This window comes from Providencia vermicola (assembly GCF_010748935.1).
GTDB classification, from domain to species: domain Bacteria; phylum Pseudomonadota; class Gammaproteobacteria; order Enterobacterales; family Enterobacteriaceae; genus Providencia; species Providencia zhejiangensis.
Genome location: NZ_CP048796.1, coordinates 4,035,836 through 4,049,457, shown reverse-complemented (window position 1 = coordinate 4,049,457; position 13,622 = coordinate 4,035,836). Strand labels below are relative to the sequence as shown.

Sequence of the window (13,622 nt, the reverse complement as noted above, 5' to 3'; positions counted from 1 at the left end):
ATAGAGGTTCTGTGCAGTGAAAAACTCAGAAACACAACCTAATCAGTATCAGCCGCCGATAGAACCGGAATTGGATATCCGTGGTTTATGTCGCTCTTTGTGGCAAGGTAAAATTTTGATCGTGGCATTTGCGGTAATTTTTGCCGCTGTTGCATTAGGCGCATCTTATTTTATGCAGCAAAAATGGAGTGCAACCGCGATCACCGACCTGCCAACTGTTAATAATTTAGGCAGCTATTATTCGCAGCAACAATTTTTGCGTAATCTTGATTCTCGTATTAATACGACGGGGCAAGAAGGGCAATTGCCAACGATAGCGAATGAGGCTTATCAAGAGTTCATCAAACAGGTGGGCTCTTATGATACTCGTCGTCAATTTTGGTTAACCACTGATTATTACAAGCAGCGGTTAGAAAATGACCCGAAAGCAGATGCGGCATTATTAGATGAGCTGATTAACAATATTGAATTTACGCCAGCAGATAATCTGAAAAATCTCACTGACAATATTAAATTGATTGCTGAAACCTCTACCGATGCGAATCAGCTATTACGTCAGTACATTCAGTTTGCCAACCAGCGAGCAACGGCTAACCTGAATGATGAAATCAAAGGAACTTGGGCAACCAAAATGCAATCCATGAAAGCGTTGGTAAAACGTGAGGATATGGTGGCTCAATCTGCTTATGAAAGACGCTTAAATGTACTTGAACAGGCATTGAAAGTCGCTCAAAAACAAGGCATTTCACGTAATCAAAGTACAACGCCTGTTGATGAAATCCCTGATTCTAAAATGTTCATGTTAGGGGTGCCATTGCTGGAAGCTCAAATTGAGACGCTAAAAGCTACGGGGCCAGATCATGACACAGATTACGATCAAAACATGGCAATGCTATCAACATTGAGTGTTGGACCGACCCTTCAAGACCGTTTTCAGGCTTACCGTTATTTAAGAACACCTGAAGATCCCGTCAAACGCGATAGCCCACGTAGAGCCTTTATGATGGTTCTCTGGGGCGCTATAGGTGCGTTGGTTGGTGCTGGTGTGGTACTTGCACGCCGTCGCCCGTCCTAATTTTACATAAGTGGCAGGCTTAATGTCTGCCACTATATAAAGTTATCAATAATGAGATCAAGCAGCTAACTGCATTAGATAAAAATAAGAGAGTCACTGTGAAAGTATTGACTGTATTCGGCACTCGACCTGAAGCCATCAAAATGGCTCCGTTGGTTCATGCACTTGCTAATGATGCGGCTTTTGAAGCCAAAGTCTGTGTGACGGCCCAGCACCGAGAAATGCTCGATCAGGTACTGAAGCTATTTGAGATCACGCCTGATTATGATCTCAATATTATGAAGCCAGGGCAAGATTTAACAGATATTACGTGTCGTATTTTGGAAGGATTGAAAACGGTATTTGCCGATTTCCAACCGGATGTTGTTTTAGTCCATGGTGATACTGCAACGACGATGGCAACCAGCCTCGCTGCCTTCTACCATCGTATTCCTGTTGGGCATGTGGAAGCAGGATTACGTACGGGGAACCTATATTCGCCATGGCCGGAAGAAGCCAATCGAAAAATTGCGGGTCATCTCGCCATGTATCATTTCGCTCCCACAGAAAACTCGCGTCAAAATCTATTGAAAGAGTCTATCCCAGATAAGCATATTTTTGTGACAGGGAATAGCGTGATCGATGCTTTATTGTGGGTACGCGATAAAGTGATGAGCGACCAGCACATGGCCGAAAAATTGGCGGCAAATTATCCCTTTATTGATCCAAATAAAAAAATGATTTTAGTGACGGGGCACCGCCGCGAAAGCTTTGGTGGAGGCTTCGAGCGTATTTGTCATGCATTAGCTGAAATAGCTCAAAGTCATCCGGACGTTCAGGTGGTTTACCCTGTGCATTTAAATCCAAATGTTAGCGAGCCTGTCAAACGTATTTTGCATGGCATTGATAATATTATTCTGATTACTCCACAAGAGTATTTGCCCTTTGTTTATTTAATGAATCATGCTTATCTAATCTTAACAGACTCCGGTGGCATTCAAGAAGAAGCGCCATCGCTAGGTAAGCCCGTTTTAGTGATGCGGGATACGACCGAACGTCCTGAAGCGGTTGATGCGGGAACAGTACGTCTTGTGGGAACAGACACACAAAAAATTGTTGCAGAAGTTAATAGGTTACTGACAGATGAAGCGGAATATCATGCAATGAGCCGCGCTCATAACCCTTATGGTGATGGTCATGCTTGTCAGCGAATTCTTGAAGCACTAAAAAGCAATCAGGTGAAATTATGAGTTTTGAAACTATTTCTGTTATTGGCCTTGGGTATATTGGTTTACCAACAGCGGCAGCTTTTGCATCACGTAAAAAGCAAGTGATTGGTGTTGATGTCAACCAGCATGCGGTTGATACCATTAATCGCGGTAAAATCCATATTGTCGAACCTGAACTGGACCTTGTTGTAAAAACAGCGGTTGAAGCAGGTCACTTGAAAGCATTTACTAAGCCACAACCTGCCGATGCTTATTTGATCGCAGTACCAACTCCGTTTAAAGGTGAGCATGAACCTGACCTGACTTATGTCAGAGCAGCCGCAGAGTCGATCGCACCTGTGTTGAAAAAAGGGGATTTGGTTATTTTAGAGTCAACGTCTCCTGTTGGCACAACCGAACAGATGGCGGAGTGGATGGCTCAAGTCCGTCCAGATTTGACGTTCCCTCACCAAGCGGGTGAAGACGCTGATATTGATATGGCTTATTGTCCGGAACGTGTTCTGCCTGGGCAGGTGATGGTTGAGTTGATTAAAAATGACCGTGTTGTCGGTGGTATGACACCTAAGTCATCCTTGCGTGCTAGCGAGCTGTACAATATTTTCCTTGAAGGTGAATGTGTTATTACTAATGCCAGAACAGCGGAAATGTGCAAATTAACTGAAAACAGTTTCCGTGATGTGAATATCGCATTTGCTAATGAATTATCACTGATTTGTGCCGAGCAAGATATTAACGTGTGGGAATTGATTAGCTTGGCTAACCGCCATCCACGCGTCAACATTCTACAACCAGGTCCTGGTGTCGGCGGGCACTGTATCGCTGTCGATCCATGGTTTATTGTGGCGCAAAACCCCAAACAATCTCGCTTAATTCATACGGCTCGTTTAGTGAACGATGGCAAGCCTATCTGGGTTGTCGACCAAGTCAAAGCTGCTGTAGCGGATTGCTTATCTGAGACAGGTAAAAAAGCCAGTGAAGTGACTATTGCTTGTTTTGGTCTGTCATTTAAACCCAATATTGATGATTTACGTGAAAGCCCAGCCATGCATATCACTAAAATGATCGCGAATTGGAATACAGGTAAAACCTATGCGGTTGAACCGCATATTGAAGCGCTACCAACGTCTCTTAAAGGGATTGCGGAATTAGTTTCGATTGAGACCGCGGTGAATGAAGCCGATATCATTTTGATGTTGGTTGATCATACGGTCTTTAAAGGAATCCAAGGTTCTGCTATTCCACAGAAATGGGTTGTGGATACAAAAGGAGTTTGGCGTTGAAACGTATTCTAATTACGGGTGGAGCGGGATTTATCGGTTCTGCTGTTGTGCGACATATTATTGAGAACACTCGCGATAGCGCAATTGTTGTCGATTGTTTGACCTATGCCGGTAATTTAGAGTCACTCAGTGAAGTCTCTAACAGTGATCGCTATGCGTTTGAACAAGTGAATATCTGTGATCGCATAGCGCTAGACCGCGTGTTTGCTGAATATCAACCTGATGCGGTGATGCATTTGGCTGCTGAAAGCCATGTAGACCGTTCTATTGATGGCCCTGCGGCGTTTATTGAGACCAATATTGTTGGCACTTATACCTTACTTGAGGCCGCACGCCACTATTGGATGGGACTGGATGGCAATAAGAAAGCGCAATTCCGCTTCCATCATATCTCTACTGATGAAGTCTATGGTGATTTAGAAGGTCCTGATGGTTTCTTCACTGAAACAACACCTTATGCACCAAGTAGTCCTTATTCAGCATCTAAAGCATCGAGCGACCACTTAGTACGCGCGTGGCATCGTACTTATGGGTTGCCGACCATGATCACGAATTGTTCAAATAATTATGGGCCATATCATTTTCCAGAAAAATTGATTCCATTAATTATTCTCAATGCATTAGCCGGCAAGCCATTACCTGTTTATGGTAAAGGCGAGCAGATCCGTGATTGGTTATTCGTTGAAGACCATGCGCGGGCATTACATTTGGTGGCAACCACGGCTCAGCCGGGGACAACTTATAACATTGGTGGGCACAATGAGCGCCGTAATATTGATGTTGTTAACACCATTTGTGAATTGCTTGAAGAACTTCATCCTCAAAAACCGCAGGGTGTTGCACATTATCGCGATTTAATTACCTATGTGACGGATAGGCCTGGGCATGATATGCGTTATGCCATTGATGCTGACAAAATAGCGCGTGAGTTAGGGTGGACACCACAAGAAACCTTTGAGTCGGGGATCCGCAAAACGGTGTTGTGGTACCTCAATAATGAGACTTGGTGGCGTCGTGTGCAAGATGGCTCTTATGCCGGTGAACGCCTTGGTTTAGGCGCTTAAGGGGGGATCATGAAAGGTATTATACTTGCTGGTGGTTCGGGAACTCGTTTACATCCTATTACGCGAGGCATCTCGAAGCAGTTGTTACCCATCTATGATAAGCCAATGATTTATTATCCATTGTCAGTGCTAATGCTGGCAGGGATCCGTGAAATATTGATCATTTCTACGCCTGAAGATTTGCCGATGTTTAAACGCTTGCTGGGTGATGGTCATGAATTTGGTATCGAGCTGAGCTATGCTGAGCAACCCTCTCCTGATGGCTTGGCTCAAGCCTTTATCATCGGTGAAGAGTTTATAAATGGTGATGCATGCTGTTTAGTGTTAGGCGATAACATTTTCTTTGGGCACTCGTTTAGCCCAAAACTGAAATCCGTTGCGGCGAGAACCCAAGGTGCCACGGTATTCGGTTATCAGGTCATGGATCCTGAGCGTTTTGGTGTCGTAGAATTTGATGACGATTTCAAAGTGCTATCGATTGAAGAGAAACCGAAAAAGCCACTATCTAACTGGGCAGTCACTGGGCTTTATTTTTATGATCACCAAGTGGTTGATTTTGCAAAGCAGGTGAAACCATCTGAACGCGGTGAGTTGGAAATTACCTCAATCAACCAGATGTATCTCGATAAAGGTGAGTTGAACGTAGAGTTATTAGGCCGAGGTTTCGCTTGGTTAGATACAGGTACTCACGATAGCCTGATAGAAGCGGGTACTTTTGTTCAAACTGTTGAAAAACGTCAAGGTTTTAAGGTCGCCTGTCTAGAAGAAATCGCATGGCGTAATGGTTGGTTAACTGACGAGCAAGTCAAAATGTCAGCTAAACAACTCAGTAAGACAGGGTATGGTCAGTATTTAGAGGATCTACTCCGTGTCCGTCCGCGCCAATATTGATTATTTATCATGGGAGTCTGAGTTTTTCGGACTCTCAACAGCAAAGCTAGACTTCACTGCTCCTCAGGCAGAGATGATCCTTGCAAGCCAATTAGATGACTATGCGATAACTCAAGCCAAAATACGGGCTAATGAAACAGAGCGCTTAGATGAATTAAGGCGGCTTGGTTTCTCTTTGGTTGAAGGGGAAGTCGATTTTGCGCTGACTGTTGGCATAGAAAATGCTTACTTGAATAGTGATTTACGGAAAAAAGTGCGCATTGAACCCGCGGTTACTGAAGATATACCTGTATTGCGTCAGGTAGCGGAGCAGGTTTTTAGCCAAAGCCGCTTTCGAACGCCTTGGTATCGTGAAGGTGATAGTGGACGCTTTTATGCATTGTGGATAGAAAAAGCAGTCTTAGGCACTTTCGATCATACCTGTTTATTAGTCAAAAATGTGGCAGGAGATATTTTAGGTTTCGTTAGTTTAAGGCACCTTGATGATGACACAGCACGTATAGGCCTACTCGCTGTTATGCCGAATGCTCATGGGCAGGGAGTTGGTCGTAAATTGATGTCAGCAGCCGTTGTTTGGTGTGAGCAGCACAAAAAAAGACAGTTAAATGTGGCCACTCAAATAAGCAATATTGCGGCATTGAATCTTTATTCACGTAGTGGTGCGGCAGTTGCTAGCACTGCATATTGGTTATATAGGGGACAACATGATTCCATTTAATAAGCCACCCGTTGTAGGAACAGAATTAGCATATATGAAGCAAGCCATGGAAAGCGGCAAGCTGTGTGGTGACGGTGGTTTTACAAAACGTTGTGAAGAGTGGATGGAAAAGCGTTTTAATTGCCCTAAAGTCCAGCTAACACCTTCTTGCACAGCGTCATTAGAAATGGCGGCAATCCTGATTAATATTCAGCCTGGTGATGAAGTGATCATGCCAAGCTTTACCTTTGTGTCTACTTCTAATGCGTTTGTACTGAGAGGGGCAACCATTGTTTTTGTCGATATTCGTCCAGATACAATGAATATTGATGAAACCAAAATCGAAGCTGCCATTACTGAACGTACTCGTGCAATTGTTCCTGTGCATTATGCGGGCGTAGCCTGTGAAATGGACACCATCATGGCAATAGCCCAAAAACATAACTTATTTGTGATTGAAGATGCGGCTCAAGGGGTGATGTCGACTTATAAAGGTCGTGCACTCGGAACGATTGGCCATATTGGCGCTTACAGTTTTCACGAAACGAAAAACTACTCTTCTGGTGGTGAAGGTGGCGCCACGTTAGTGAATGATAAGTCTCTGATTAACCGTGCTGAAATTATTCGTGAAAAAGGGACTAACCGTAGCCAATTTTTCCGTGGGCAAGTTGATAAATATACGTGGCGCGATATCGGCTCCAGCTATTTGTTGTCTGATTTACAGGCGGCTTATTTATGGGCTCAGCTTGAGGAAGCAGACAAGATTAATGACCGTCGTCTGTTGTTATGGCAGCGTTATTATGATGCTCTAGCACCTTTAGCACAGGCAGGCCAGTTAGCATTACCTATCGTACCGGAAGGATTAAAACATAATGCACATATGTTTTATATCAAGTTGAAGGATGTCGAAGAGCGTACTGCTTTCAATGACTATATGAAGTCAAATGACATTTTAACGGTATTCCACTATGTTGCGTTACATACCAGCCCTGCTGGGGAGAAATTTGGGCGTTTCGATGGCGAAGACCGTTATACAACAAGTGAGAGTGACCGTTTAGTACGTCTGCCAATGTTCTACAACATGACAGATGAGGAACAGCAAACGGTTATCACAAAAATTAAGGCGTTTTTTGCCTAATGTCGTTAGCTAGAGCATCGGTTTGGACTGCGGGGTCTACCTTGATAAAAATCGGGGCAGGCCTGCTTATTGTTAAGTTATTAGCAGTCACATTTGGCCCCAGTGGGGTAGGACTGGCGGGAAACTTCCGCCAGTTAATCACTGTGTTAGGGGTATTATCGGGCGCGGGTATTTTTAATGGGGTGACCAAATATATTGCGGAACACCATGAAGACCCTGAAAAATTGCGCGCGGTATTAGGGACCTCTTCAACACTTATTCTTGGTTTTTCGACGTTATTGGCGCTGGTATTTCTATTTTTTAGTGCCCCGATCAGTGAAGCGCTCTTTGATAGTCGGGAGTATCAATCGGTCATTCAAGCTGTTGCCTTGATTCAGATGGGCATTGCCTACGCTAACTATTTTTTGGCGATCCTCAAGGGATATCGGGATGCGTCGGGTAATGCACAATCCATTATTTTTGGTAGCATAATTGGTGTTGTTGCCTATTATTTATGCTATACGTTCGGTGGTTATGAAGGGGCATTAGTCGGATTAGCTTTGGTTCCGGCGTTAGTGGTTTTACCTGCTATCGGGATGATTGTTCGCCGTAAGCGGTTTGCATTATCGATGTTGAAACCGGCTTGGAATAAGGCGATTGCCACCAACTTAGGTAAATTTACCATTATGGCGTTAATTACGTCGGTCACTTTACCTGTCGCCTATGTCATGATGCGAAACTTGTTGGCTGCAAAATATAGCTGGGATGACGTAGGTCTATGGACGGGAGTTAGCACTATTTCGGATGCTTATTTGCAGTTTATCACTGCAACATTTTCCGTGTATTTGCTGCCTACACTTTCTCGATTACAACACAAGAATGACATCTCTGCGGAGATCATTAAGACGCTAAAATTTGTATTACCTGCTGTTGCCGTTGCAAGCTTTATGGTGTGGCTATTACGCGATTTCGCAATTTGGCTACTGTTCTCCGAAAAATTTAATGGCATGCGCGATTTATTTGCATGGCAATTGGTAGGGGATGTACTGAAAGTTGGCGCTTATGTCTTTGGCTATCTGGTGATTGCGAAGGCGGCATTACGTTTTTATATTTTAACTGAGGTGAGCCAGTTTATCCTCTTAATGGGCTTTTCCCATTGGTTGATACCTATGCATGGTGCGATAGGGGCAACACAAGCCTATATGGCAACATATATCGTGTATTTTCTCCTCTGTTGTTGTGTATTTTTGATTTACCGTAGGCGAGTATGACAACCTTAATACATGTACTGGGATCTGATCTCCCTCACCATAATCAAACGGTGCTGACGTTTTTTAATAATGTGATCTGTAAAGAAAAAGCAGTGTCACAGAAACCCCATTTTATGGTGGTGAGCCTCGATGATCAGATGGCCAATGCTTATCCCGAGTTGGATATCGAAGTCTTTGACAGCAAAAAGGCGATCGCAGATGCAGTGATTCGTCGGGCAACATCCAACCGAAGAGAACGTTTTTTCTTCCATGGCCAATTTAATGCACCTATTTGGCTCGCTTTGCTGTTTGGCAAAATTAAATCACACCAGTTTTGGTGGCATATTTGGGGTGCAGATCTCTACGAAGAGTCTAATTCAATAAAATTCAAATTGTTTTATGTATTACGTCGTTTAGCACAAAAGAAGGTAGGGCATGTTTGCGCGACCCGAGGTGACTTGTGTTACTTTCAGCAATTTAACCCTAAAGTCCCTGCATCGGTATTGTATTTCCCAACACGCATGGACCCTGCACTCACCCTAAGTGAACGTCCAGCACGTCAGGGCGATACATTGACAATACTATTAGGTAACTCAGGTGATCGATCAAATCGTCACACAGAGGCGCTGAGAGCGATTAAACAGCAATTTGGTGAGCAGGTCAGCATTATCGTGCCTATGGGTTACCCTGCAAATAACCAAGCTTATATCCAACAGGTCGAAGAAACCGCACAAACACTGTTTGCGGCGGGTCAGGTGAATATTTTAAAAGAACGTATGGAATTTACGGATTACCTGAATTTATTGAAAACCTGTGACTTAGGCTATTTTATTTTTAATCGCCAACAAGGTGTGGGAACGGTGTGTCTGCTGATTCAATTTGGGGTCCCATTTGTCATCAGTCGACAAAATACATTTTGGCAAGATTTGACGGCACAGAATGTCCCTGTATTCTTCTATGGGGATGAACTATCGTTGGAATTAGTTGATGAAGCACAGCGCCAGATGGCGTTGCTGGATAAGCAACATATTGACTTTTTCGCGCCTAACTTTACCGATGGTTGGAAAAAAATCTTAGGTATTGCGGAGGAGAAAGCATGACCTTAGCCGAGTTAGGCGGCTTATCGCTTGTCTACCTGATTTCCATCATTTTTATGGGCACGTTACTCTATAAAGAGTTCAGACGTGTGCGCTTCAATTTTAATATTTTCTTTTCATTACTGTATTTATTGACGTTTTATTTTGGTTTTCCATTGACGTGTGCATTGGTATTTCAGTTTGATGTGGCAGTCGTGCCTGCGGAGTACTTATTGTATGCGCAGCTTGCAGCGACAAGTTTTTATGCCATCTATTATGTAGCCTATAAAACACGCCTAACAAAAAGCGCCACTGTCGCTAAGCGGCCACTGTTCACGATGAATAAAGTTGAGACTCACTTAACCTGTTTATTGCTGATAGCTGTTGCCGTCGTGACAGTGGGTATTTTCTTCTTACAGAATGGCTTTTTATTATTTAAGCTTCAATCATATAGTCAGATATTCTCCAGTCAGGTTTCAGGCGTTGCATTAAAGCGTTTTTTCTACTTCTTTATTCCTGCAATGCTGATTGTTTACTTCCTACGCCCATCCCAGAAACGTTGGGTCTTCTTTCTTGTCAGTACTGTGGCATTTGGTTTTTTAACCTATGTCATCGTGGGCGGAACTCGTGCAAATATCATCATCGCGTTCGCACTATTCTTATTTATTGGTATCGTAAGAGGGTGGATCACGCTATGGATGCTAGTTGCGGCAGGGGTTGCAAGTATTGTCGGCATGTTCTGGTTAGCGCTAAAACGCTATGGTTTGGACGTGAGTGGTGCCGAAGCTTTCTACACCTTCTTGTATTTAACCCGAGACACATTTTCGCCTTGGGAAAACCTTGCCTTGTTATTGAGTTACTACGACAAGATTGAGTTTCAAGGGCTGGCACCGATTGCACGTGATTTTTATGTGTTTATCCCATCGTGGGTATGGCCAGATAGGCCTGATACCGTACTGAACTCAGCTAATTACTTTACTTGGGAAGTCCTTAATAACCATTCTGGATTAGCCATTTCTCCGACTCTCATCGGCTCATTAGTCGTGATGGGCGGTGTGCTATTTATCCCTTTAGGGGCAATTGTCGTTGGGTTAATTATCAAATGGTTTGACTGGATTTATGGTATGAGTCTGAAAGAGTCAAACCGCTATAAAGCTGCAATTATGCAAGCGTTTTGTTTTGGTGCCATTTTTAACATGATTGTTTTGGCACGTGAAGGCGTCGATTCTTTTGTGTCACGAGTGGTCTTTTTCTGCCTGATTTTCGGACTTTGTTTGATTTTGGCGAAATTACTGTACTGGTTATTTGAAAGTGCGGGGCTTATTCGGGCAAAAGCATCTTCTTATCTAAGAAGCCAACGTCGCGAAGACCGCTAAAGGAGCATTATGGAACAGCAATCTATTCCGCAATATAGTATCAGAGGCCACCAAATTTGGGGGTTTAAAGATATGGCACATTTTCTGGATCATCTGTTTGCTGATGGCGAGACTCAGTCAGGGACTCTGGTTGCAATCAACGCTGAAAAAGTCATGACAGCGGAAAAAGATGCGGCATTAAACACCTTGCTTGGCCAAGCCGAATACCTATATGCGGATGGTATTAGTATTGTGCGCGCTATTCGCCGTAAATATCCACAGGCTCAAGTTTCTCGTGTTGCAGGCGCTGACCTTTGGGAGGCGTTAATGGAGCGAGCAGGGAGGGAAGGAACGCCGGTTTTCTTAGTCGGAGGCAAACCTGAAATTCTTGAACAAACAGAAGAAAAATTACGTTCTCAATGGAATGTGAATATTGTTGGTTCACAAAATGGTTATTTTACAGCAGAAGACCGAGATGCTCTGTTTGAGCGTATCCGAGCCAGCGGCGCGAAGATTGTGACAGTTGCGATGGGGTCGCCAAAACAAGAAATTTTCATGCGCGATTGCCGTAAAGTTTACCCTGAGGCATTGTATATGGGGGTCGGTGGTACTTATGATGTTTTCACCGGTCATGTGAAGCGGGCGCCCAAAATATGGCAAAACCTTGGGTTAGAGTGGCTGTATCGCCTGCTAGCACAACCCACACGTATTAAACGACAATTTAAATTATTAAAATTTTTAGCTTATTACTATGGTGGTAAGCTTTAAAGAGCCTTCACGCGCCATGGTATAAGATGCCGTGGCGCGTTTTCTCATCGTTCTTATCAAAAATATCAGACTAACTGCTATTTTATCTTTGTAATAACAAAAACGTTACTTCTGGCCTCTTCTCTCAATTATTTTTATAATCCATCAAAAATATATGCAATGCATGGGCTTTTAGCTTAGTTTAATGCTTATATCATGTTTTTCGGCTATTAAAATAGTCGTTTTATGAAGATAAAATCATACTTATTACTATAAATACTCATAAGTCGTGATTTGTTTTTTGGGTAACGACAGGGGGAATGAATGGAAAGCTCACAACAAGAACGACCTCAAGGATTGCAACGAGGCTTAGAAGCGCGGCATATCGAGCTCATTGCGCTAGGTGGAACAATTGGTGTTGGCCTATTTATGGGCTCAGCCAGCACATTAAAATGGGCAGGGCCATCGGTTTTGCTCGCTTACATTATTGCCGGTATTTTTGTGTTTTTTGTCATGCGCTCAATGGGCGAAATGTTATTTGTTGAGCCAGTAACAGGTTCTTTTGCCTCTTTCGGCTATAAGTACTTAAGCCCATTTTGGGGCTGCTTAACGGCATGGGGCTATTGGTTTATGTGGGTTGCTGTCGGTATCTCTGAAATTACGGCAATAGGTGTCTATGCTGAGTATTGGTTCCCAGACGTCCCTCAATGGATATTTGCGTTGATCGCGGTGGTTTCCGTTGCACTTGCAAACCTTGCGGCAGTTAGGCTCTATGGAGAGCTAGAGTTTTGGTTTGCTATGATAAAAGTCACCACGATTGTGGTTATGATACTGATTGGGTTGAGTCTCATTTTTTTAGGCATTGGCAATAATTTTGAACCGATTGGCCTTGCGAATTTGACGGATCATGGCGGGTTCTTTGCGGGTGGCTGGAAAGGTTTTTTATTTGCTTTGTGTATCGTAGTTGCTTCTTATCAAGGCGTCGAATTAGTCGGGATCACCGCGGGTGAAGCGAAAAATCCACAGGTGACATTGAAAAAAGCGATCAATAATATCTTATGGCGTATTTTAATTTTTTATGTTGGCGCTATTTTCATTGTTGTTACGCTGTTTCCGTGGACGGACGTTGGGCAACAAGGTAGCCCGTTTGTATTGACCTTTGCTAAGGTAGGTATCGCGTCAGCGGCGGCGGTGATAAATTTTGTGGTGCTGACTGCGGCGCTATCAGGCTGTAATAGCGGTATGTACAGTGGTGGCCGTATGTTATATGCGTTAGCCCAAAATAGACAACTCCCCGCCTCACTATTAAAACTGACACGTAATGGCGTACCAGCGCGCTGTGTTGGCTTGACTATCTTATGCTTATTGGTAGGCTCGAGCCTAAACTATATCATTCCTAACCCTGAACAAGTTTTTGTTTATGTGTACAGCGCGAGTGTTTTACCTGGCATGGTGCCTTGGTTAGTGATATTGACCAGTCAACTGCGTTTTCGGCAGCAGAACCAAGACAAGATTGTTGGACATCCGTTTAAATCGATTCTGTTTCCATGGGTGAACTACGCAACGTTACTGTTTTTAGCTTGCGTGATAGTCGGCATGGCGATTAACCCTGATACCCGCTTGTCGTTAATTGTTGGTGCGATCTTTTTATTGACGGTTTCTGCGCTTTATTTCTTACTGCGCACACGCAACCGCGCGAAGAGTCAGTGCTAATTCGCTATCATCATCACGCTGTTGATTGACCAATATTGCGATAAAGAGAGAAAAAATGCTCTCTTTATCGACGAAATGCGCAAAAGGCAAGCAATCGAAAATTTTATTGAAAAAAGGACTAGACAGAACCTCATTAAATCCGTACTATC

12 protein-coding genes are annotated in these 13,622 nt (G+C 43.6%); all 12 read left to right on the top strand.

The features are described 5' to 3' along the window. The first annotated feature begins 16 nt into the window (after positions 1 to 16). The 12 genes from wzzE to thrP all read left to right on the top strand — a co-directional run bounded on the left by wzzE (position 17) and on the right by thrP (position 13,473). Complete coding sequence (gene wzzE / locus G3341_RS18360; RefSeq protein WP_163863285.1) at positions 17 to 1,075, top strand: ECA polysaccharide chain length modulation protein; 1,059 nt, start codon at positions 17 to 19, stop codon at positions 1,073 to 1,075. Positions 1,076 to 1,173: 98 nt separating this feature from the next. Then, on the top strand, positions 1,174 to 2,304 hold the full coding sequence (gene wecB / locus G3341_RS18355) for a non-hydrolyzing UDP-N-acetylglucosamine 2-epimerase (protein WP_163863284.1): 1,131 nt from the start codon (positions 1,174 to 1,176) through the stop codon (positions 2,302 to 2,304). After that, a complete protein-coding gene (gene wecC / locus G3341_RS18350) occupies positions 2,301 to 3,563 on the top strand; it encodes a UDP-N-acetyl-D-mannosamine dehydrogenase (protein ID WP_154624222.1) in 1,263 nt (420 codons plus the stop codon). Before wecB ends, wecC begins: the two co-directional genes overlap by 4 nt. Next, positions 3,560 to 4,627, top strand: coding sequence for a dTDP-glucose 4,6-dehydratase (gene rffG, locus G3341_RS18345; RefSeq protein WP_154624223.1), 1,068 nt, complete (start codon positions 3,560 to 3,562; stop codon positions 4,625 to 4,627). The genes wecC and rffG overlap by 4 nt, the downstream gene beginning before the upstream one ends. 9 nt (positions 4,628 to 4,636) lie before the next feature. Further along, positions 4,637 to 5,518, top strand: a complete 882-nt coding sequence (gene rfbA, locus G3341_RS18340) for a glucose-1-phosphate thymidylyltransferase RfbA (RefSeq protein WP_154624224.1) — start codon at positions 4,637 to 4,639, stop codon at positions 5,516 to 5,518. Beyond that, positions 5,496 to 6,236: a dTDP-4-amino-4,6-dideoxy-D-galactose acyltransferase gene (gene rffC / locus G3341_RS18335; RefSeq protein WP_163863282.1), complete on the top strand. Its 741-nt coding sequence runs from the start codon at positions 5,496 to 5,498 to the stop codon at positions 6,234 to 6,236. Before rfbA ends, rffC begins: the two co-directional genes overlap by 23 nt. Next, positions 6,223 to 7,353, top strand: a complete 1,131-nt coding sequence (gene rffA / locus G3341_RS18330) for a dTDP-4-amino-4,6-dideoxygalactose transaminase (protein ID WP_154624225.1) — start codon at positions 6,223 to 6,225, stop codon at positions 7,351 to 7,353. The genes rffC and rffA overlap by 14 nt, the downstream gene beginning before the upstream one ends. Beyond that, positions 7,353 to 8,603 carry a lipid III flippase WzxE gene (gene wzxE / locus G3341_RS18325; protein ID WP_163863280.1) on the top strand — a complete coding sequence of 417 codons (1,251 nt, stop codon included), beginning with the start codon at positions 7,353 to 7,355 and terminating at the stop codon, positions 8,601 to 8,603. The genes rffA and wzxE overlap by 1 nt, the downstream gene beginning before the upstream one ends. After that, positions 8,600 to 9,682, top strand: coding sequence for a TDP-N-acetylfucosamine:lipid II N-acetylfucosaminyltransferase (locus G3341_RS18320; RefSeq protein ID WP_154624227.1), 1,083 nt, complete (start codon positions 8,600 to 8,602; stop codon positions 9,680 to 9,682). The genes wzxE and G3341_RS18320 overlap by 4 nt, the downstream gene beginning before the upstream one ends. Then, a complete protein-coding gene (gene wzyE, locus G3341_RS18315) occupies positions 9,679 to 11,034 on the top strand; it encodes an ECA oligosaccharide polymerase (RefSeq protein WP_154624228.1) in 1,356 nt (451 codons plus the stop codon). The genes G3341_RS18320 and wzyE overlap by 4 nt, the downstream gene beginning before the upstream one ends. 9 nt (positions 11,035 to 11,043) lie before the next feature. Next, positions 11,044 to 11,781, top strand: coding sequence for a lipopolysaccharide N-acetylmannosaminouronosyltransferase (wecG, locus tag G3341_RS18310; protein ID WP_154624229.1), 738 nt, complete (start codon positions 11,044 to 11,046; stop codon positions 11,779 to 11,781). Between the two features lie 303 nt (positions 11,782 to 12,084). Further along, positions 12,085 to 13,473, top strand: a complete 1,389-nt coding sequence (gene thrP, locus G3341_RS18305; protein ID WP_163863278.1) for a bifunctional threonine/serine APC transporter ThrP — start codon at positions 12,085 to 12,087, stop codon at positions 13,471 to 13,473. The last annotated feature ends 149 nt before the right edge of the window (positions 13,474 to 13,622 follow it).

Coding starts and splice junctions, on each gene's coding strand:
- G3341_RS18320 (WP_154624227.1), top strand. CDS start 8,600: ATGACAACCTTAATACATGTACTGGGATCTGATCTCCCTCACCATAAT.
- wzyE (WP_154624228.1), top strand. CDS start 9,679: ATGACCTTAGCCGAGTTAGGCGGCTTATCGCTTGTCTACCTGATTTCC.
- rffA (WP_154624225.1), top strand. CDS start 6,223: ATGATTCCATTTAATAAGCCACCCGTTGTAGGAACAGAATTAGCATAT.
- wecG (WP_154624229.1), top strand. CDS start 11,044: ATGGAACAGCAATCTATTCCGCAATATAGTATCAGAGGCCACCAAATT.
- rfbA (WP_154624224.1), top strand. CDS start 4,637: ATGAAAGGTATTATACTTGCTGGTGGTTCGGGAACTCGTTTACATCCT.
- wzxE (WP_163863280.1), top strand. CDS start 7,353: ATGTCGTTAGCTAGAGCATCGGTTTGGACTGCGGGGTCTACCTTGATA.
- wecC (WP_154624222.1), top strand. CDS start 2,301: ATGAGTTTTGAAACTATTTCTGTTATTGGCCTTGGGTATATTGGTTTA.
- thrP (WP_163863278.1), top strand. CDS start 12,085: ATGGAAAGCTCACAACAAGAACGACCTCAAGGATTGCAACGAGGCTTA.